Source organism: Weissella bombi (assembly GCF_900094835.1).
GTDB lineage: Bacteria > Bacillota > Bacilli > Lactobacillales > Lactobacillaceae > Weissella > Weissella bombi.
The window spans coordinates 32763-51632 of sequence record NZ_FMAO01000002.1; the positions used below are offsets into that span (position 1 = coordinate 32763).

Annotated in this window: 18 protein-coding genes; 9 read left to right on the forward strand and 9 right to left on the reverse strand. The window is 37.2% G+C overall.

The window, feature by feature from the left end; all coding sequences use genetic code 11:
- Nucleotides 1-35: 35 nt before the first annotated feature.
- From GA0061074_RS02300 to GA0061074_RS02320, 5 genes are read right to left on the reverse strand one after another with little or no spacing between them, the layout of a single operon-like run.
- The gene (locus GA0061074_RS02300) at nucleotides 36-722 is read right to left on the reverse strand and encodes an ABC transporter ATP-binding protein (RefSeq protein WP_092461497.1); all 687 of its coding nucleotides are present in this window, start codon (nucleotides 720-722) and stop codon (nucleotides 36-38) included.
- Entirely contained in the window at nucleotides 709-1650 is a 942-nt protein-coding gene (locus GA0061074_RS02305; protein ID WP_092461498.1) for an iron ABC transporter permease, read from the reverse strand. The genes GA0061074_RS02300 and GA0061074_RS02305 overlap by 14 nt, the downstream gene beginning before the upstream one ends.
- Before the next feature lie 8 nt (nucleotides 1651-1658).
- Nucleotides 1659-2519, reverse strand: coding sequence for an ABC transporter substrate-binding protein (locus GA0061074_RS02310; RefSeq protein WP_092461499.1), 861 nt, complete (start codon nucleotides 2517-2519; stop codon nucleotides 1659-1661).
- 6 nt (nucleotides 2520-2525) lie between these two features.
- Nucleotides 2526-3308 (reverse strand): NEAT domain-containing protein, encoded by a 783-nt coding sequence (locus GA0061074_RS02315; RefSeq protein ID WP_092461500.1) that lies wholly within the window; start codon nucleotides 3306-3308, stop codon nucleotides 2526-2528.
- A 4-nt stretch (nucleotides 3309-3312) separates the two neighbouring features.
- The gene (locus tag GA0061074_RS02320; RefSeq protein ID WP_092461501.1) at nucleotides 3313-6981 is read right to left on the reverse strand and encodes an NEAT domain-containing protein; all 3669 of its coding nucleotides are present in this window, start codon (nucleotides 6979-6981) and stop codon (nucleotides 3313-3315) included.
- Nucleotides 6982-7177: 196 nt separating this feature from the next.
- On the opposite strand from GA0061074_RS02320, the gene GA0061074_RS02325 reads away from it, so the two are divergent.
- From GA0061074_RS02325 to GA0061074_RS02335, 3 genes are all read left to right on the forward strand, one after another.
- Nucleotides 7178-7846, forward strand: coding sequence for a potassium channel family protein (locus tag GA0061074_RS02325; protein ID WP_092461502.1), 669 nt, complete (start codon nucleotides 7178-7180; stop codon nucleotides 7844-7846).
- 290 nt (nucleotides 7847-8136) lie between these two features.
- The gene (locus GA0061074_RS02330; protein ID WP_092461503.1) at nucleotides 8137-9498 is read left to right on the forward strand and encodes an amino acid permease; all 1362 of its coding nucleotides are present in this window, start codon (nucleotides 8137-8139) and stop codon (nucleotides 9496-9498) included.
- 139 nt (nucleotides 9499-9637) lie between these two features.
- On the forward strand, nucleotides 9638-10174 hold the full coding sequence (locus tag GA0061074_RS02335) for a helix-turn-helix domain-containing protein (protein WP_092461504.1): 537 nt from the start codon (nucleotides 9638-9640) through the stop codon (nucleotides 10172-10174).
- 53 nt (nucleotides 10175-10227) lie between these two features.
- Here GA0061074_RS02335 and GA0061074_RS02340 read toward each other — a convergent pair whose 3' ends face one another.
- Nucleotides 10228-10752, reverse strand: coding sequence for a GNAT family N-acetyltransferase (locus GA0061074_RS02340; RefSeq protein ID WP_092461505.1), 525 nt, complete (start codon nucleotides 10750-10752; stop codon nucleotides 10228-10230).
- Between the two features lie 166 nt (nucleotides 10753-10918).
- Here GA0061074_RS02340 and GA0061074_RS02345 point away from each other — a divergent pair, with 166 nt between their 5' ends.
- From GA0061074_RS02345 to GA0061074_RS02355, 3 genes are all read left to right on the forward strand, one after another.
- On the forward strand, nucleotides 10919-11776 hold the full coding sequence (locus tag GA0061074_RS02345; RefSeq protein ID WP_472981114.1) for a DUF368 domain-containing protein: 858 nt from the start codon (nucleotides 10919-10921) through the stop codon (nucleotides 11774-11776).
- Nucleotides 11777-12111: 335 nt separating this feature from the next.
- Complete coding sequence (locus tag GA0061074_RS02350) at nucleotides 12112-12426, forward strand: DMT family transporter (RefSeq protein ID WP_092461507.1); 315 nt, start codon at nucleotides 12112-12114, stop codon at nucleotides 12424-12426.
- An 18-nt stretch (nucleotides 12427-12444) separates the two neighbouring features.
- Nucleotides 12445-12957, forward strand: a complete 513-nt coding sequence (locus GA0061074_RS02355) for a GNAT family N-acetyltransferase (protein WP_174855271.1) — start codon at nucleotides 12445-12447, stop codon at nucleotides 12955-12957.
- A gap of 24 nt (nucleotides 12958-12981) precedes the next feature.
- Here the strand turns inward: GA0061074_RS02355 and GA0061074_RS02360 are convergent, their stop codons facing one another.
- Nucleotides 12982-13386, reverse strand: a complete 405-nt coding sequence (locus tag GA0061074_RS02360) for a MerR family transcriptional regulator (protein ID WP_092461508.1) — start codon at nucleotides 13384-13386, stop codon at nucleotides 12982-12984.
- Between the two features lie 90 nt (nucleotides 13387-13476).
- Here GA0061074_RS02360 and GA0061074_RS02365 point away from each other — a divergent pair, with 90 nt between their 5' ends.
- From GA0061074_RS02365 to GA0061074_RS02375, 3 genes are read left to right on the forward strand one after another with little or no spacing between them, the layout of a single operon-like run.
- Nucleotides 13477-14211: an SDR family oxidoreductase gene (locus tag GA0061074_RS02365; RefSeq protein WP_092461509.1), complete on the forward strand. Its 735-nt coding sequence runs from the start codon at nucleotides 13477-13479 to the stop codon at nucleotides 14209-14211.
- A gap of 21 nt (nucleotides 14212-14232) precedes the next feature.
- Nucleotides 14233-15243 carry an alpha/beta hydrolase gene (locus tag GA0061074_RS02370; protein WP_092461510.1) on the forward strand — a complete coding sequence of 337 codons (1011 nt, stop codon included), beginning with the start codon at nucleotides 14233-14235 and terminating at the stop codon, nucleotides 15241-15243.
- A gap of 54 nt (nucleotides 15244-15297) precedes the next feature.
- Nucleotides 15298-15867: a DapH/DapD/GlmU-related protein gene (locus tag GA0061074_RS02375; protein WP_092461511.1), complete on the forward strand. Its 570-nt coding sequence runs from the start codon at nucleotides 15298-15300 to the stop codon at nucleotides 15865-15867.
- 50 nt (nucleotides 15868-15917) lie between these two features.
- On the opposite strand, the gene GA0061074_RS02380 is transcribed toward GA0061074_RS02375, so the two are convergent.
- Together GA0061074_RS02380 and GA0061074_RS02385 are read right to left on the reverse strand one after the other, a co-directional pair.
- Nucleotides 15918-17270, reverse strand: coding sequence for a uracil-xanthine permease family protein (locus GA0061074_RS02380; protein ID WP_092461512.1), 1353 nt, complete (start codon nucleotides 17268-17270; stop codon nucleotides 15918-15920).
- Entirely contained in the window at nucleotides 17270-18619 is a 1350-nt protein-coding gene (locus GA0061074_RS02385; RefSeq protein ID WP_092461513.1) for an amidohydrolase family protein, read from the reverse strand. Before GA0061074_RS02385 ends, GA0061074_RS02380 begins: the two co-directional genes overlap by 1 nt.
- Between the last annotated feature and the right edge of the window lie 251 nt (nucleotides 18620-18870).

An 18870-nucleotide genomic window follows, 5' to 3' on the forward strand; every position in this document is an offset into this window, starting at 1 on the left:
GCAGCCCTGGATAATTTTTATCCAGGACTGCTTTTTTACTTAGGCTGAAGAATTACTTGATCAGCCGTTTGAATGAGCTGTAAGGGTGTGTTAAATGCGTTAGAAAGTAAATCTACTTGGTTATGCATCTGAACTGCCGGAGCACTCACTAATTCACCTGTTGGTTGTAGCAACCAGATATGTTGGCTATAACGAAAGGCTTGATTTAAATCATGAAGTACCATTAACACTGTTGTTTGACGCTTTTCTTGCAACTGTTGGAGCGTTTTTAAGAATAACTCTTGAAAATGCAAGTCTAAAAACGTTGTTGGTTCATCTAAAATCAACAAATCAGGTTGTTGTTGTAAGACAAATCCTAACCAAGCGAGTTGTTGTTGACCACCTGATAATGCAGGCATTTCTTTATCAAGTAAAGTATCAAGTTGTAAAGTTTTAATAACTTCTTGATCTAATTTGTCATCCGCTAATGTTAATAGTTCGCGAACGGTTAGCGGTTCAAATAATTGATTGTGCTGTGAAAGCAATGCAATTCGTTGTGGACGATTTTGAATTGTCCCTGTCGTTGGCAATAATTCGCCAGTTAACAGCTGAATTAACGTTGATTTACCAACACCATTTGGACCGATAAGCGCTGTGATTTGGTGATCAGGTAATTGTACTGAGAGATCGTCAAATAATTGATGATTATCACGGTTAAATGACAAGTGATTAATGTCGAGCATGATAACCTCCTTTTATTAACATCAGCGCGAATAACGGACCACTGATAACTAACAGAATAGCGCTTGTTGGTAGTTCTTTCGGTGCTAAAATCGTTCGAGCAATTGTGTCAGCATTTAGCAGTAGTAGGCTTCCCCACAATGCGGTTGGCCAAATTAAATGCTGACTTTTTTTGTTCGGACTCATGAAGCGTGAAATTTCTGGCAAAATCGCACCTAAGAAGAAGACAATACCAATCAAACTTGTTAAGGCACCAGTCCATAGACCAACTGCAAGTAAAACAAACCAGGTTGTTTTTTGTTCAGCAATACCTAGTAATTTTACCTGACGTGTTGGCAAAGCGAAGTATTTCAAGTTTGGCCAAACTATGATGAGTAATAAGCAACCTAAAATGGTCATAATTACTAATTGCATAACTTGTGACCAATCTACTGTGCTTAATGTCGGTAGCGGTACGCCAAGTCCCTCACTAGCAATGTTAGTTAAGGCTTGAAAAGTCATCGCCGTTGCGATTCCTAACAAAACAAGGCGTAACGGTGCTTGATGCTTAGGTGAAACTACGAACCAAGCGATTGTTAGTAAAATACCGGTAAGCCCACCAACGATGACATTAAAGTTGAGTACACTGGGGATGATAACAAGAACGGCCATTAATAAAAATTGGCTTCCGTTCATAATTCCCAAGATTGAGGTATCAACTAAATGATTACGTAATACAACTTGTAGTAGCAAACCACTGACGCCGATTAAGGCACCACCGATAGTAGCCACTAAAATACGTGGTAGGCGGTAATTAAGAATTAATTGCCAGGCATCATGTTGCCCTTGTAAAACCGAAGTGAGACTAATTGTTGTGCTACCAACTAGTAATGCAATAACTACGCTTATAAGAACCAACCCAGCTAATATAAAACGATAATATTTTTGCATTATCCCTCCTACTTGTTCAACCAAGTTTGAATCTGTTTATAAGCATCTGGTGCGTTGAGGTTAGCTGTCATGCTAAAGGTTGGTTCATTAGCATGATAAATCTTACCTTGTTGGACAGCGGGGATGCTTTGCCAATTAGATTGTTTGAATAAACTATCAAAGTTTTTAAAGACACTCTTTGGCATAGCATGCGCCATTGTAATAATAACGGTCGGCTTAGCTTGTGCAATTTGTTCAGCATTCATTGCAACAAATGGACTTGATCCTGAACCCACGACATGACCGCCAGCGCGATTAATTAAATCCCCTACGTAACTATTTTTGGTACCAACAAGGAATGAACCACCAGGCATCCCCATCAATAGCAAAACATTAGGTCGATTTTTAGGATGTTTAGTCGGCACATCTAACTGTGCATTTAATTTCTTACCTGCACTTTCTTTATGGTATGTCGTGCCAAGTTTTGTAATAGCCGACTGTAAATCGGTTAGCTTATTAAAGTTCAATTGTTGATGCTTAATGTTATCACTATCTAATTTTTGTTGATAGTCATCAGCAATTGCAGCATCTAGATAAACTAAATCGGGCTTCAATTGTCCAATTTTTTCAAGATTAGGTGCAACGTGGTTACCAACCTTTGGTAAATCACGATATTGTTTTGGCAATGTCTGTTTATTACCTGGTGTTGCAACACCAGCTAAAGGCACATCTAATTTGTTGAATACCTGAACTTGCGCATTCGTTGTCGCAACAATACGCTCAGTTGTTGCGTTTTCTTGAGTAGGACGCATCATCAACCAAATCCAGCCAACGCTAATTATTAATAAAACGACTAATAAAATCGTTAATATTTTTTGTTGTTTTCGCATCGTAACTTACTTCTTTTTCTTCAAATTAAACACAAGACCAAGAATGATACCTAAAGCTAAACCACCACCAACGATGGCAACAACTGGTAATTGCTTACCTTGTTCTGCATGTTTCTCTTCAGCAACTTGTGTCTTAGATTCTGACTTTGAAGTTACTTTGGCAGAAGATGAAGATTTACTACTTGCAACACTAGTGTCAGTTTCATTACTTTGCGAACTTGAACTAGTTATTGATTCACTTGCACTACTTGTCGTAACAGATGAACTGCTTGGTTGTGAACTAACTTGTTGACTAGAAGAAGATGCTGCAGGCTTGCTTGAAGAACTAGCTGCGGTTGCGGCGGGTACTTTAGAAGCATCTAATACTAAACCAACAATGTAGTTGTGATGATAATTAATACTATTAACGTCAACTTTAATTGCTGCATTATGACGGGCACTTAAGTTTGATGTGACGAAACTATACGTAATGGTCTGCGAATTACCAGACTCACCACGTGAAACATTTGCACCAGCACCATCAATGTTTAGTACTTGGACAGGATAGTTACCAAGATCTTTCCCAGTTGTAACAGTCGACGTTACGGTATAAGTATTGTTACCGTTTGGTGTAACTGTCGCAGAATGTGAAAAGTATGCAGCTGCATAAGAAGTGTTAGACGTACCATTTTCCAATACCTGCATAGGAACCGTATAAGATTCTGCATGAACAGCTGTTTGCATACCAAACATGCAAAGAACTAACGCGAACAATCCAAGAAGCGACCGAAGATATTTATTATTGAACATTTGCCTACCTCATCTTAAAGAAATTAGTCAAAAGGGCGACACCAACGTAACCCAATGCAGCAGCTAAAATACCACCAGCAACAATTAATACATTACGTTGTATTGTGTTATTGCTCTTAGCATCAGCTTGAGCATCTTTAGCTACTTGCGTTGTATCACTGTTTTTCTTGGCATGTGACTTGTCTTTATTGTCGTTTTTCGCATTGTCTTGCTTTTGATCGTCATTTTGAGAGTTAGTATTTGCACTATCTAAAGGCGTAAATGATGCACCGGTGATAGTATCCGAATTAAAGTCAGTAGCAAATGTTCCACGTGAAACATCAGAATCTAATGGACTAGTTGTAAGACCAGAAGCATCAGGTAGACCAGTTTGTGGCTGTGTTGCTTCACTAGCGTTATTTAATATGCGACCAATAACTAGACGAATCGTATATGTGTGATTGTAGTTAAGTGGTGCGGTAAATTGAACATGGATACGTGTTGCAATTGGCGCTTTAATTTCGTTTTCTGATAATGCTAGTCGATACGTTGATTGATAGTAATTACCAGTTTTGATAGTACTTACAAGATGTACTTGATGTGCACCATCAATAAATGAAATTGGGTTACGGCCCATCATAACAGGCGTGTGCGTTGTGATATATCCAGTGTATGATCCATTAGCATTGTGAACTAATTGAATAGTAGGCAAGAAATATTGCGCAGCAACAGATGTGCTGTTGTTATTACCATGCAAAATGGTTAGTTGATGCAAAACGGCATTTCTGATGGCGTTTTGATGACCAGTTGGTAATGAAACTGCCCCATTTACACCGCTTGGTGTCGTATTGTCTGTTTTAGTTTTGGTAAAATCAGTAGCTTTAGCATTGCTATTTTTAAGACTACTCAAATCAAAGACAATATCGGCATCGGGATGTTCCGTGAAATTAATGGCAGGAACGAAAATAGTCATATGTGCTTTCATTGTTTGGTAAAGTGAAGATACAGGTAGTGTTACTTGCCAAGCATTGCCATTTTTATGAGCAGTAACCCCATTAATTGAGAAAGCCTTCATCAATGACATTGCACCATTCTTAGTAGCAAACTTGACGGTAGCTTTGCCGTCGTTAACTAGAATATTTGCTGAAGCTGTCATGTATTGTTGCATCGTTGATTTTGTGTGCGTACCGGTTTTGTAAACACGGTAGTTGATGCTGTAAATGCCGTTATTCTTAAGACTTAACTTTTTGTTGCCTTTAATAGGCTTTGTACCAGTATTACTTGAAGAAGAAGCGCTAGAAGAACTTGAACTAGGCTTGCTTGAAGAAGCAGCACTAGAACTTGATGATGCACCACCATCATTATCTAATGCTTCAAGGCTCTCCATGTCAAAGCTAATGTCTGCACTAGGTGTTTCTGTGAAATTGATAGCGGCAACAAAAATAGTCATCTGGGCAGTTAGAGTCTTCTTCAAGTCCTTAGCTGGTAATGTCACAATCCAAGAATCACCTTTGGCTTCAGCTTTAACGCCATTAACAGAGAATTTTTGCATCATTGACATTGCAGCATTCTTTGTTGCGAAATCAATGGTTGCTTGGCCCTTTTTAACCGTTACCTTAGCTGATGACGTCATATAATTAGCCATTGCTGAACCTTCGGTAGTGTCAGACTTGTAAACTTTATAGTCTATAGCGTATTTACCGTCATTTTCAATATCAGGTTTAGCTGGTGTTGTTGGTTTGCTTGAACTAGTAGCACTAGAACTTGATGATGAACTACCACTGTTATCCAAGTTTTTAATGCTCTTCATATCAAAGACAATATCTGCACTAGGCTTTTCTGTGAAGTTGATTTGTGGTACTTCAATAGTCATTTGCGCAGTAGCTGTCTTAGCTAAATCTTTAACCGGTAGCTTTACAATCCAAGAATCGCCTTTGGCTTGTGCCTTAGCGCCGTTAATAGAAAATTCTTTCATCATTGACATTGCTTCATTCTTAGTTGCAAAGTCAATGGTTGCCTCTCCTTTCTTAACAGTTATCTTAGCTGATTGCGTCATGTAGTTTGCCATCGTTGAATCATCAGTAGTACCTGACTTGTAGACATTATAATTAATTGAATAAGTGCCGTCTTGCAAGATGTCTTTGTCAGGTTTTGCTGATGTTTCTGATGATGAACTAGATGATTGCTCAGGTTTATCATTAACTGGGTTAACCAGTGCAGGATTCATGTTAAATGTTATGCCTGATGGATAATCCATGACATGGCCCATTGCATCCACATGAGTGCTTGATGCAATTTTGACATTACCATCCTTGTCGGGCATCAAATCCTTGGTTGGAATAGTAAAGTCGACCGTAGTTTTACCATTTAGATCTTTCTTTTGACCATCAAATGTAACATTTGGAATCATTGCTGCCATGCTTGGGTCTCGGTAAGCAACCGTTACAACACTGGTAACATCGCCAACCTTAACATTGAACTTTGGCGCAAAGAAACGATCCATTTTACTGTCAGGACTAACTGCAATTTGGTAGTCGCCAGTTTTGAATGTCTTTTGTGCAGGCATTAATTGACTAACATTGAAAGTCAAGTTTGATGGGTAGTTCATGACATGACCCATTGCATCCACGTGAGTTGTTGATACAATTTTGACATTGCCATCTTTATCAGGTGTTAAATCCTTAGTAGGAATAGTAAAAGTGATGTTTTGACTTGTTACTTCCTTCTTCTGACCATCAAAAATCATATAAGGAATCATGCTAATCACTTTATCGCTGTTAAAGCTTAATGTGACATCAGTTGACTCCCCTTTGATATCAATATGAGCAGAAGGCTTTAAGAAGCGATCCATGCCTTGATCAGCACTCATCTTGACTTCTGTTCCAGCTAGAGCTTCACGTGTGGTTACTGCACTTTTAGCAGTTTTTGAATTATCAACTGTTGATGCGGCTGTGTCACTAGCTGCTTGCTGTGAATTATCTTGTGATGACTCAGTTTTTGAAACAGTTGATTTAGATGTATCAGTTGATGATACTGTGCTGTTTTCAGTGCTTTGTGAAGCGCTATTTTCAACAGATGACTCAGTTTTTGAACTAGTAACAACACTTGAACTTGGTGCTACTGATGATGAGCTGTTGGTAGTTGAAGCACTAGAAACGCTAGAAGTGCTAGAAGTGCTCTGTGAGCTGGCAGCAGTTTCAGGCTTGAATCCTTGGACAGCTAGACGAATTGTATAGTCGTGATCATAATTCATCATTGGAATATTAACGTGAATATTCGTCTTGATTGGTTGACCACTTGCTAATTCGCTAGCTGACAAACTCATTCGATAAACGGTTTGGTTATAACCGTTTGTTTGTGTGGTACCCATTTTTGTTACTTGGTGTTGGGTATCCTTACTAGAAATTGGTTCATCCCCTAAATTAACTGGGGTGTTAGATGTTAGGTAGGCATAATAGTTACCATTAGCTAACTTTTCTAATGAAATCGTGTTCAAATAGAATTGAGAAGCTGTTGAGGTAGCGTCTTTATCCCCTTGCAAAATTTGCAACTTATAACTTTGCTTTTGAGCAGTAGTTTGGGTCGTTTCAGCAGCGTGAATAACGGTGTCAACACTTGATACCGTTGAAGCTGTCAGCATACTTCCCAATGCAACTGTTGAAAACAATGTCGCAGTTCGTGAAAAAGTACTCATAGTTGTACGATAACTCCTTATAAAAAGTTTGATTTTGTCCAATATATGGGAATTCCAAGAAAATTCAAGAAATGTTCACAATTGAACATAGCTAATTTTAAAGCTTATTTTTAGGTTTATCAAGCAGCAGTTGTTATCACAGTTTAAATATGATTAGTGATAGAATAAGTAGAAGAAAAATTAAGGGGTTATGGATATGAAACAGACGTATGCAATCATTGGCTTGGGCCGTTTTGGTAGCTCGTTATTAGAGTCATTAATTGATGCTGATCAAGAAGTTTTGGTCATTGATAAAGATCCAAATTTAGTAGAGAGCTACATGGATATCGCAACCCATGCCGTAATTGCTGACGCACAGGATGAAGACGCACTACGTGATCTTGATTTGGCTAGTTTTGACCACGTCGTTGTTGCGATAGGTCATAATCAACAAGCGTCAATTTTGACGACTATTCTATTGAAGGATTTGGGCGTTCGTCACGTTGTTGCTAAAGCTGAGAATAATTTACATGCACGTGTGCTAGACAAAGTTGGTGCGGATCAAGTAGTACGTCCAGAAAGTGAAATGGCACATCGGCTAGCTGAACAATTGATGACACCAAACTTACTTAATTTTATTGATTTAGGTGATAAACATTCACTTGGTGAAATTAAAATTGGTAATTTGCGATTTGCAAATAAAGAAATCGCAGAGCTTGATGTTCGTAAGCGCTACGGTTTAACGATTATTTCAATTCGTTCAGAAGATCGAGTTGTTATTACGCCGGAACCTGATGAAATTATTCAAGTTGGGGATGTTTTAACAGTAGTTGGTGAAACGAAAGATGTTAAACATTTTGAGTCTTTGGTTGCGAAAGTTAGATAATATTGTCTTGACTATTACCGTTAAACGGCACATAATTAACCCTACTAATTCCAATCTCAATGAAAAAAGAGGTTACTAGTAAAATACATGATGTTAGAAAATTTGCGGTTGATGAAAGCAAATGATTGTAAACTAGTAATGGCGCTTTTGGAGAGATGAAAATTACCTGTAATTAAGTGGCTTAGTCATTGGCTAAGAATTAGGGTGGAACCGCGTTATCAAACGTCCCTATGTCAAATTTAATTTGGCATGGGGACATTTTTTTGTCCTCATGCAGTGAGGTATATATTATGAATAACGATTCGGAACGTGAGCTATCACGTGGACTCAAGGCACGCCATGTGCAGATGATTGCCATTGGTGGTGCGATTGGAACAGGGCTATTTCTGGGTTCGGGTTCGGCTATTAAAGCAGCAGGACCTTCCCTAATTTTGGCTTATGCGATTACTGGGCTGTTTGCATATTTAATGATGCGTGCAGTTGGTGAATTATTATTATCTAATACAAAAATTCGATCATTTATTGATTTTGTTAGAATTTATCTAGGTGATAAGTGGGAATTTGCGATTGGTTGGGCTTACTGGTTAAGTTGGTCAAGTTTAGCCATGGCAGATTTAACAGCGAGTGGTATTTATCTACGTTATTGGTTCCCAACTTTACCGCAATGGGTGACACCACTGATTGTGATTGTTGTACTTGTAACGTTTAATTTAATTAATGTGAAATGGTTCGGTGAGTTAGAATCATGGTTTGCATCGATTAAAGTCTTTGCTATTTTGGCTTTGATTGTTGTTGGTATCGGTTTGATTTTGACTGGTTTCCATACTGGTGGGAATACGGCTAGCTTTTCAAACTTGGTTTCACATGGTGGCTTTTTTGCGACTGGTTGGCAAGGATTTATCATGGCATTTCCAATGGTTATCTTCGCCTTCACTGGGATTGAAATGGTTGGTTTGACTGCTGGTGAGACTGAAAAGCCAGAGCGTGATTTACCAAAGGCTATTAATTCAGTTCCTATCAGAATTGGTTTGTTTTATGTTGGTGCGATTGGCATTATCATGTCAGTTTATCCTTGGAATCAAATTGATACGACACAATCTCCCTTTGTTCAAGTCTTTGCCGGTTTAGGAATTAAGTTTGCAGCAACGTTAATTAATTTCGTTGTTTTAACGGCAGCATTGTCAGCAGCGAACTCTGCTATTTTCTCAACATCACGTACATTATATGTGTTGGCTAAGAATAGACAAGCGCCACATTCGTTAGCAAAGGTATCAAAAAATATGGTACCTGTTACGGGGATGTTAGCTTCATCAATTGTCTTTTTAGTTGTTGTCTTGTTGAACTACTTCTTCCCTTCAAAGATTTTCACGTTAATCACGAGTGTCGCAACGATGAGTTTTATTTTTGTTTGGATTTTGATTATGGTTGCACATATTAAATATAAGCAATCAACGGCATCAAAAGACAATCCATATAAAATGCCATGGTTCCCAGCAACTAGTTACGCTACTATTTTGTTCTTCCTTGTTGTATTGGTAATCCTTACAATTGATGGTGCAACAAGATGGTCAGTGATAACGACAATATTATTCTTTATTGTATTAGTTGGTGGTTATAGCTTGTGGTCTAAGCGACATGATGAGCTTAAATAGATAATTATATTAAGTTGGTACAAAATATTTTGTGCCAACTTTTTTTGTGGAAATGTTGTTGTGACGGGGATGCAACTAATAGGTGCTAGGTTATTTAGGTAGAATTTGTTAAGTTAATAGCAATGGAGGTATGGGCATTATGGATTTAGGGACGAAAATAAAAGTACAACGAGAGAAGAAGAATTGGTCGCAACAAGAATTGGCTGATCAAATACATATTTCACGTCAATCAATTTCCAAGTGGGAACAAAATAAAGCGGTACCCAGTATTACTAATATTGTGATGATGAGTAGTCTATTTAATATTTCATTAGATGAATTAATGAAGGATGATGAAAGTTTGGTAGAAAAAATTGATGCACAGATAAAAATTGCAAGAAGTTTACGCAATATTATGATTAGTGTGTTAATTGCATTCATTTTGTTTATTATTATTGAGTCATTTCACGTGAATATTTATGATATTAGTGAATATTTCACGGACACCGCATTGTTAGTTGTAATTATTATTATGTTTAAAATAGATTGGCACCAATTAGATAAGGTTATACCAAGAAAAATTAGTTTATTAATTGTAGTCGCCCTAGTCTTATATTTGATTCCGGGAATTAATGATTTTGTAATGAGTTGTATTGAAGGTTTTAAAGAGGCTGTAAAAGATTCTAGAAATGGTTAGCACAAAAAAAGGTTGAGACATTTTGTCTCAACCTTTTTGATATGGTAACAAATCTAATCAGTTAATAATAATTGAAATGCCAATCGATCACCATTTGGTACAGGCATTAGCACATGACCACGATATTCGAAGCCGGCTTTTTTAACCGTTTTTTGCATACCTTGATTAATTTTATGCGTATCAATACGGATATCTCGATAACCATGATCTAAGGATAGTAACACTAAGTCATGGATTAGTTTATGCGCTAAACCTTGTCCACGAACGTTGGCATCGATGGCGATGCGATGTAGTGTCATATATTGTTTTTCGTTACCTGACCATGAACCATCGATATCTTCGTAGGCTTGTTCTGGGCCTGGAACCAGTTTACCAACACCAGCAATAGCATGATCATGAATTAAAACATAAACAATACCTTCTTGAATATCATGCACAAATTCATCACGTTTTGGTTCGGCTTTTCCTTGCCATTGTGGTGAATTTTGACTGCCTAAATAAGCTACGGCCTGTTGAATAATGCTAAAAATCGCATCAACGTCTGCTGGTTTAGCTAAACGTGTATAAGTTAAAGGCATACTTTACTCCCCCTATGGAATTTTATTTTTAATTTATTATAGCAAATATCTAAAGAAGTAATTTTGAGAAAATAAGTTAATAAAAAGCTCTTTTTTAACTTATTATAAGCTTTTATCAGATATAATAGAGAGAATTAACATAAATATTTATAAAGTGATAAATGAAATGAGGGCAACGTCAATGCAAAAACGACCAGGAGATACTATCTTCCGTGCTGTTAAGGGCGCATTAATTGGATCAGGATTTATTTTACCAGGGATTAGTGGTGGTGCTTTAGCTGCTGTATTTGGGTTATATGAACGTATGATATTATTCATGGCTAATCCATTTAAAAATTTTAAATCTAATTTTCTGTTCTTTTTGCCAGTTGGCATTGGCGCTTTAATTGGTATTTTTCTACTTTCCTTCGTGATTAGTTTTATGTTGGGCGAAGTAGAAAATGTGGCACGTTGGTTTTTCATTGGTGCCATTCTGGGAACGGTACCAACCTTATGGCAAGAAGCTGGTAAACATGGTCGCTCTAAATTTGACCTTGGTATCATGGTTGTTACTGGAGTACTGATGTTGCTATTCCTATGGTTTGGACAGCCCCTATTTTCAACTATGACGCCTAGTACGGGTGCTTGGTTATTATCAGGTGGCTTAATTGGGTTAGGTTTATTAGTTCCAGGGCTAAGTCCATCAAACTTTTTGATTTATCTTGGATTATATAAAGGTATGAGTGATGGGATTAAAACGGGTGATTTATCAGTATTGGTTCCATTGATTATCGGTTTGTTAGTAATCGTTTTAGTCTTTGCAAAAGTGATGGCGTACGTGTTTAAAGTTGCTTATGCAAAATTATTCCATGCCATTTTTGGAATTGTCATGGCTTCTACCGTTATGATTGTACCATTGGATTATACTGGGTTTACCATTTGGCATTACTTGTTCGCAATAGCTTTATTAGTATTAGGAACTTGGCTTGGTTGGTGGATGGGCCGCCTAGAACAGACGGTAAAAGTCACTAATTCATTGGAATGAGGTTGGGATAAAATGCATTAATTATAAGCCTGTAAGCTTAGTAGCATAAACGCGTTCCAAAAGTCTGAAGCCTCAATGTAACGCAATTACCGTAATCCTTGTCCTTCGCGTTGCTACGGCCAAAAATTACGGCAATCACGTTACACACCGGCTTCAAAACGACTTTTGTCTCGCTCTCAGTTTGGTTAAACTTATATCTTGAATTTTAATTATATATAGGTTAGAATTTGATTCATAATTTACGAATGACGTCGCCGGACGTGCAAGCAATTAATAACTCTCTTAGGCCAATGCGAGAGTTATTAATTGCTTTTTTTATTTGAAAGGAGACTCGTATGAGTTGGATTTATTTATTTATCGCTGGCCTTTTTGAGGTTTTTTGGGCAACAACTATGAAATTAAGTCATGGTTTTACCAAGTTAAATTTTGCTATTTTGACGGTTGTTGGAATGATATTTAGCTTTCTTTTCTTGGCACAGGCTACTAAGCATTTAAACCTAAGTATTGCCTACCCCGTTTGGACTGGTATTGGTGCAGTTGGCGCTATTATAGTCGGTGTATTTATCTTTAAAGATCAATTATCAGCTATGACTATTTTCTTCATAGTATTGTTGGTAATTAGTATTATTGGTATTAAATTAACTAGTTAATTGATAGGAGCTTTTATCATGATTGCAATTAAACAAATTACATTATCAGAATTACCTGAGCTACAAAAAATAAGTCGTCAGACATTTTTAGATACGTTTGGGTCAGATAATAGTGCTGCTAATATGAAAGCTTATTTGGACCATGCATATGGGGATGAGCCTTTAACTAAGGAATTAACAGATCCTAATTCTTTCTTTTTCTTTGCGGAAGATAATCAGCAAATATTAGGTTATTTGAAGTTAAATATCAATCAAGCACAAACTGAAACACAAGGACCAACAGCTTTAGAAATTGAACGTATCTATGTTAACAAAGCGTTTAAACACCAAGGACTTGGTACTAAGTTGTTTCAAAAGGCTATCGAAGTGGCTAAGTATCATGGGAAAAGTGAAATCTGGCTAGGGGTTTGGGAAAATAATGCGGCAGCGTTAAAGTTTTATCATAAATTGGGTTTTGAACAAATTGGTGATCATGTCTTTCAATTAGGAGATGACCCGCAACGAGATTTAATTATGCTAAAAAAGTTATAGTCATACAAAAAAGCAGGTTGCAATTTAAACATTGTGACCTGCTTTTACGTATTCTTCAGTACCATCGGCAACTGCTTGTGTATAGTAATGACATTTATAGTTAATGGTATCTAGTGTTTTTTGGAGTTCAGCCATTTGCCCTTGAACTGATTGCTGTAGTTGTTGGAACATATTAAGGCGCTGTTGGAGGGTCTCATCCCCCGTCTCACACCATTCAATGAAAGTTTTAATGTCCTTAATCGACATATTTGATTTTTTTAAACATTCAATGATATTAATGGTGTCCAAGTTTTCTTGTGTGAAAATTCTGGTACCTGCTGTATTTTTTTGTAAATTTGGAATTAAATGCTCTTTGTCATAATAACGGATAGTTGAGATTGAAAGATTAAATTGTTTAGCAACCTCACCAATTGAATAGACTGTTGTCATAATTACTACCTTCCTTATTGTTTGACCTAAAGTTAGGTTTAGGGTTTAAAGTAATCGTATCATATATGTAACCAAGGGGGAAACGAATATATGTCAATTAAAGATAAGGTAATTGTTATTACAGGTGCTTCCAGTGGTATTGGTGCTGCAACGGTTGTGAATTTAGCAAAACAACATGCAAAGTTAGTTATTGGTGCACGACGTGTAGATAAATTAGATGAGCTAAAAGAAAAATATTCTGAAGCAGAAATCATTACACAAAAAGTCGATGTTACTAATTTTGATGAGGTTAATGACCTAGTAACAACGGCAATTGATCATTTTGGAAAAATTGATGTCCTATTTAACAATGCAGGTATTATGCCGATTAATCCTTTAATTAAGGGTGCTCGTGATGAGTGGCAAAATATTTTAAATGTTAATGTTATGGGTGTTCTTAATGGTATTGCGGCTGCTTTACCAATCATGCAATCGCAAAAGTTTGGGCATATTATTGCAACCGATTCGGTAGCTGGTCATGTCGTTGTACCTAATTTAGCAGTTTATAATGGGTCAAAATTTGCGGTACGAGCAATTATGGAAGGCTTGCGGCAGGAACATCATAATGATGGCATTCGTACTTCAATCGTGTCACCTGGTGCTGTGGCAACTGAATTATATAAATCATCCACTGATGAAGCAACGCAACAAGCAGAACTAGAAAACGAAAAGGAAATTGGGCTTTCTGCTGAAAATGTGGCGACTGCTGTTGCTTATGCAATTGATACGCCTGACAACATGGATATTAATGAAATTATTATTCGACCTATCAAACAACCAGTTTAATTATATGAAAGAGGTAGTATGATGACTAAAATTTTAAATGATACACGTGTATTTACAATAAATCCAAATATAGATGTGCAAGATGTTACATTTCAAAATAGATTCGGTTTTGTTTTAGCAGGTCACCTTTATAAGCCGTTGAATTTTGAAGAAGGAAATAAATATGCAGCAATTGTGATATCAGGACCTTTTGGAGCTGTTAAGGAGCAATCAAGTGGTTTATACGCACAAACTTTAGCAGAACGTGGTTTTGTTACCTTGGCATTTGATCAATCTACAACTGGAGAGAGTTCAGGAAATGTTCGTAATATGGCATCACCAGACATTTTTACAGAAGATTTTTCAGCTGCTGTTGATTTTATTGGTATGCAAGATTATGTTAATCGCGAAAAAATTGGTGCTTTAGGTATTTGTGGACTTGGTAGTCATGTGCTTGCTGCAGCTGCAATTGATAAACGTATTAAAGCTGTTGCAACCAGTGTTATGTACGATATGGGTGAATCAATGTGGCAAGGTATAGATGGTTCTAAGACGCCAAAGCAACAAGATATTGAACGTGATTATTTAGCAGAACAACGTTGGCATGATGCTGAAAATAATACTCACGAAGACGGACCACATGAGTTACCATTCGATGAAAATGACCAACCAATTCATTTAACAAGTATATTGCCAGATAAATTGGATGAAGATGCAGATCCAGTAACTACCGACTTTTTCCACTATTATAAGGAACGGGCTTTCCACCCTCGATCAGTTAATTCAAATGGTGCTTGGGCAGCTACGAGTCCTTGGAGTTATTATAATTTTAGCTTGCAGCAGAAAATTTCTGAAATCGCTCCTCGACCAACACTAATTGTAACCGGTGAGAAAGCACATTCTCGTCATATGGCAGAAAAATCATATGAGTACTTGCACGAACCTAAGGAATTAGTGATTGTGCCTAATGCAACACATGTGGATTTGTATGATCAAATGACATTAATTCCCTTTGATAAATTTGAATCATTTTTTAAAGGTAATTTAAAATAAATTTTCCTTATTTGGTATGCTAGAGGTTAATTAGAGAAATTTAGGGAGCGCAATATGGAAATACAAGAATTAATAAATAAGATGGACGCAGATCACGTTATACCTGAAAATTCAGAACTGAATCGTGCAATGCATGACGTGTCTTCAGAAACACGCCGTTTGTGTATGACTTTAAACACAGGTGTTTACACCGATGATGAAATCAGAGACCAATTTTCTCAGATTATTGGCAAAACGGTTGATTCAGCGTTTACGCTATTTTTACCTTTTACAACAGATTTTGGTAAAAATATTGTTGTTGGGAAAAATGTATTTATCAATTCAGGTTGTCGTTTTCAAGATCAGGGTAAAATTGAGATTGGTGACAATAGTTTAATTGGTCATAACGTTGTCATTGCAACGATTAATCATGATTTAGATCCAAAACATAGAGGAACTTTGCATCTACAACCTGTGAAATTAGCAAATAATACATGGATTGGTTCTAATGCCACCATTTTAGCCGGTGTTACGGTTGGCGAAAATTCAGTCGTTGCTGCTGGTGCGGTGGTTACCAAGGATGTGCCGGCTAATACAGTTGTTGCAGGTACCCCTGCTAAAGTTGTTAAACATTTGGAATATTAAATAAAAACGGAAGTAAATCACTAATCTGCTGATTTGCTTCCGTTTTATTATTATGCAGCCTCTGCTTGAGTGGCCGTCTTAGATTTACGATTTAGAATTAAGTTCAAAACAATTGCAGTAATAGCAGCAACAGCGATTGGTGATCCAATCAAATATTGTAGCATTTGTGGCGCAGCTTCCTTAAATTTATCAGGTAGCAAAGCCAAAGCCATTGTGACTGAAATTGGGATACCAATGATATAACTTTGGTTACCGGCAGTTTTCAAATCACCAATGGTATTTAGTCCATTTAACATGATAATGACTAATACAACGGCACCAATACCACCAATTACTGGGGATGGAATAGAAGCTAATAATGCGGCTAACTTACTGAATAAACCTAGCCCCATGAACCAGACACCTGCGGCAACAAAGACCTTACGGCTGGCAACACCAGTGATTGAAACAATACCAGCGTTGGTTGAATAACCAGTCATAGGAACACTACCGATTAATACAGAGACTAGACAACTAATTCCCTCACCAATCATACCGTGATTCCACTGCTTACCTTTGATCTCTTTACCTGTGACCGCACTCATAGCAAACCAAGTACCCGTCGTTTCGGCTGTTAAGACCATGTAAATGATAATGAAAGTAATCGTAGCCGATAGATTAAAATTAAAACCATAATGGAACATGGTAAATTTTGGAAAACTAAACCAAGCGGCTGAAGACAAACTACTCCAATCCATACGCCCCATAATCATTGAGGCAATAATACCGACAAACATGGTAATGACGATTGAAGAGACTTTCAAAAAGCGATGTAATTTAGCGACGTAAGTTCCAACTGTGACAACAACCAATAACGTTCCAACGGTGATACCGGCTAAAGTAATGTTTTCAAAGTCATTACCGGCGGCGTGGAAAATATTACTGTTCATCATATTAGGTAAGTTTCCTAACCCAACACAGGTGATGATCGTTCCACCGACAACGGGTGGCAAAAGCCGGTTGATAATTTTTTCATACCAACCTGACATCCCCAATAGAATCAAGAACAAAGCACCAATCAAGCAAGACGTTAGAACAACTGACATACCACCGTTGCTACCACCATTAGCAAAATAAATACCAACAATGGCACTTGCAGGAACGAATGATGGTCCCTGTGAAAGTGGCATCTTCATGAAGATTGCTGTTTGAATGATCGTTCCAAAACCACAGGCTAGAAAAGCAGCTTGTAGAAATGAGGAAGTTTGCGTTGCACTTAATGCTAACATACTAGCAATCAATAATGGCCCAACGTAGGCATCCATTGCTAGAACGTGCTGAAGCCCTAAGACGGTTGCTTCAGATGTTGGTAAAGAGTCGTCAGGACCTAAAATTAAACCATCTGCTTTTTTGTTTTCTGCCATTATTTGATTTCCCCTTTAGCGACAAGTCCTTGTGTTAAGACGACATCAATTTCGTTGGTAGTTGTTTCGTACATTAATTTTTCAAAGCGTGTATAAGGTGTTTGTTCGATAAATTCAGGATACTTTGAGTGCACAACTTGTAGGTCTGCAAAAGCGCCTTCTTCAATAACACCGGTGTTAAGGTGCAATGTCTTAGCACCACCAGCAGTTGCAAGATAAAAGGCTGTATCTGCTGTGATACGTGCATCCCCAACACCACGTTTGTCAGCTTCAATGCTGTTGTCTACACCATCGCTAAGCATTGCTGAAGCCATGGCAGCTTGACGTAGTGTTTGGTAAATGCTTGGTTCATAACCACCACAAATATCAGTACCAAGACCGACGTTAATGTCCTTTTCAAGGGCTTTTTTAACAGGCAAAACGGCTGTTCCGTGGAACCCATTTGAAACTGGACAGTGTGCAATTGCGGTACCACGTTCTTGGAAAAGATTTAAGTCAAAATCATTTAGTAGCGTACCATGCGCCATGATGGCTTTATCTGTTAACAAACCAGTTTCATCAAGCATTTCTGAGTCGCGCTTATTATAGTTATCCAAGGCGTAGGCATCTTCTGTGTTGTTTTCACTACAATGTGATTGAATCAATAAGTCATATTTCTTAGCTAATTGTCCAAGACCACGCATACCTTCTAAAGTACATGATGTTAAATAACGTGGTGTGATAACGGCTTGCATTTTAATAAATTGACCGGCGTTCATTTTATCGACAGTTTGGATAAACGATTCTGTATCAGCCAATGCACTTTCAGTTGATTCATCATGATAGTAATCAGGGCATTCGTCAGGATTGTCCATAACAACCTTGCCGATTAGACCACGTTGGTGGAATTTTTGACATGACTTAACTAATTCAACGTTTCCAGCGTTATCAAGTGATCCGAAGTACAACACTGTTGTTGTCCCGTTATCAATTAATGTTTGAACAAGATTGTCATATACCTTGTGTGCAAATTCAGCATCTGAGAATTTAGCTTCTAATGGGAATGTGTAATTGAAGAACCAATCTTCTTCAAAGCTGTTCAAAGCTTGGCTAATGTTTGGCCATTGTGGTGCGTGTACGTGAGTATCGATAAATCCTGGTAGCAGATATTGGTCGTCTGCTAATGTCCATAAAATATTATCTGCTTTAGCTTGATCTAAAACAGTTTGGTACGATGAATCGTCTTGTTGAACGATTTTGCCAATTTGACCTTCATCATTTAAACACACTAGGCTGTTTTCATGAAAAGCAACCTTGTTTGAAGATACAGCAGAATAATAACTACCTTGAATAACTTTTGTAAAATGCACGACTCATTCACCTCATCTTTAAATTTCACTAATAACTTAACATTATAAAATATATGAGTAAATAAAGTTCGTTTTGTAACTAGTGTTTAAATTATTCTTTTTTTTGATGAATTATATGAAGTTTAATTTATTTATCCCCTTTTAAAGGTACTAAATAAAGTTTAAATTGAACTAATTTGTTAAACTTATAACAATAATAATATTAAATATTTTTATCTAAATATAATTAATGTTCGTGTTTATTGAAGAAT

Bases quoted from the DNA above. Each gene is read 5' to 3' on its own strand.
- GA0061074_RS02300 (WP_092461497.1), bottom strand. From the start codon at position 722: ATGCTCGACATTAATCACTTGTCATTTAACCGTGATAATCATCAATTA.
- GA0061074_RS02305 (WP_092461498.1), bottom strand. From the start codon at position 1,650: ATGCAAAAATATTATCGTTTTATATTAGCTGGGTTGGTTCTTATAAGC.
- GA0061074_RS02310 (WP_092461499.1), bottom strand. From the start codon at position 2,519: ATGCGAAAACAACAAAAAATATTAACGATTTTATTAGTCGTTTTATTA.
- GA0061074_RS02315 (WP_092461500.1), bottom strand. From the start codon at position 3,308: ATGTTCAATAATAAATATCTTCGGTCGCTTCTTGGATTGTTCGCGTTA.
- GA0061074_RS02320 (WP_092461501.1), bottom strand. From the start codon at position 6,981: ATGAGTACTTTTTCACGAACTGCGACATTGTTTTCAACAGTTGCATTG.
- GA0061074_RS02325 (WP_092461502.1), top strand. From the start codon at position 7,178: ATGAAACAGACGTATGCAATCATTGGCTTGGGCCGTTTTGGTAGCTCG.
- GA0061074_RS02330 (WP_092461503.1), top strand. From the start codon at position 8,137: ATGAATAACGATTCGGAACGTGAGCTATCACGTGGACTCAAGGCACGC.
- GA0061074_RS02335 (WP_092461504.1), top strand. From the start codon at position 9,638: ATGGATTTAGGGACGAAAATAAAAGTACAACGAGAGAAGAAGAATTGG.
- GA0061074_RS02340 (WP_092461505.1), bottom strand. From the start codon at position 10,752: ATGCCTTTAACTTATACACGTTTAGCTAAACCAGCAGACGTTGATGCG.
- GA0061074_RS02345 (WP_472981114.1), top strand. From the start codon at position 10,919: ATGAGGGCAACGTCAATGCAAAAACGACCAGGAGATACTATCTTCCGT.
- GA0061074_RS02350 (WP_092461507.1), top strand. From the start codon at position 12,112: ATGAGTTGGATTTATTTATTTATCGCTGGCCTTTTTGAGGTTTTTTGG.
- GA0061074_RS02355 (WP_174855271.1), top strand. From the start codon at position 12,445: ATGATTGCAATTAAACAAATTACATTATCAGAATTACCTGAGCTACAA.
- GA0061074_RS02360 (WP_092461508.1), bottom strand. From the start codon at position 13,386: ATGACAACAGTCTATTCAATTGGTGAGGTTGCTAAACAATTTAATCTT.
- GA0061074_RS02365 (WP_092461509.1), top strand. From the start codon at position 13,477: ATGTCAATTAAAGATAAGGTAATTGTTATTACAGGTGCTTCCAGTGGT.
- GA0061074_RS02370 (WP_092461510.1), top strand. From the start codon at position 14,233: ATGACTAAAATTTTAAATGATACACGTGTATTTACAATAAATCCAAAT.
- GA0061074_RS02375 (WP_092461511.1), top strand. From the start codon at position 15,298: ATGGAAATACAAGAATTAATAAATAAGATGGACGCAGATCACGTTATA.
- GA0061074_RS02380 (WP_092461512.1), bottom strand. From the start codon at position 17,270: ATGGCAGAAAACAAAAAAGCAGATGGTTTAATTTTAGGTCCTGACGAC.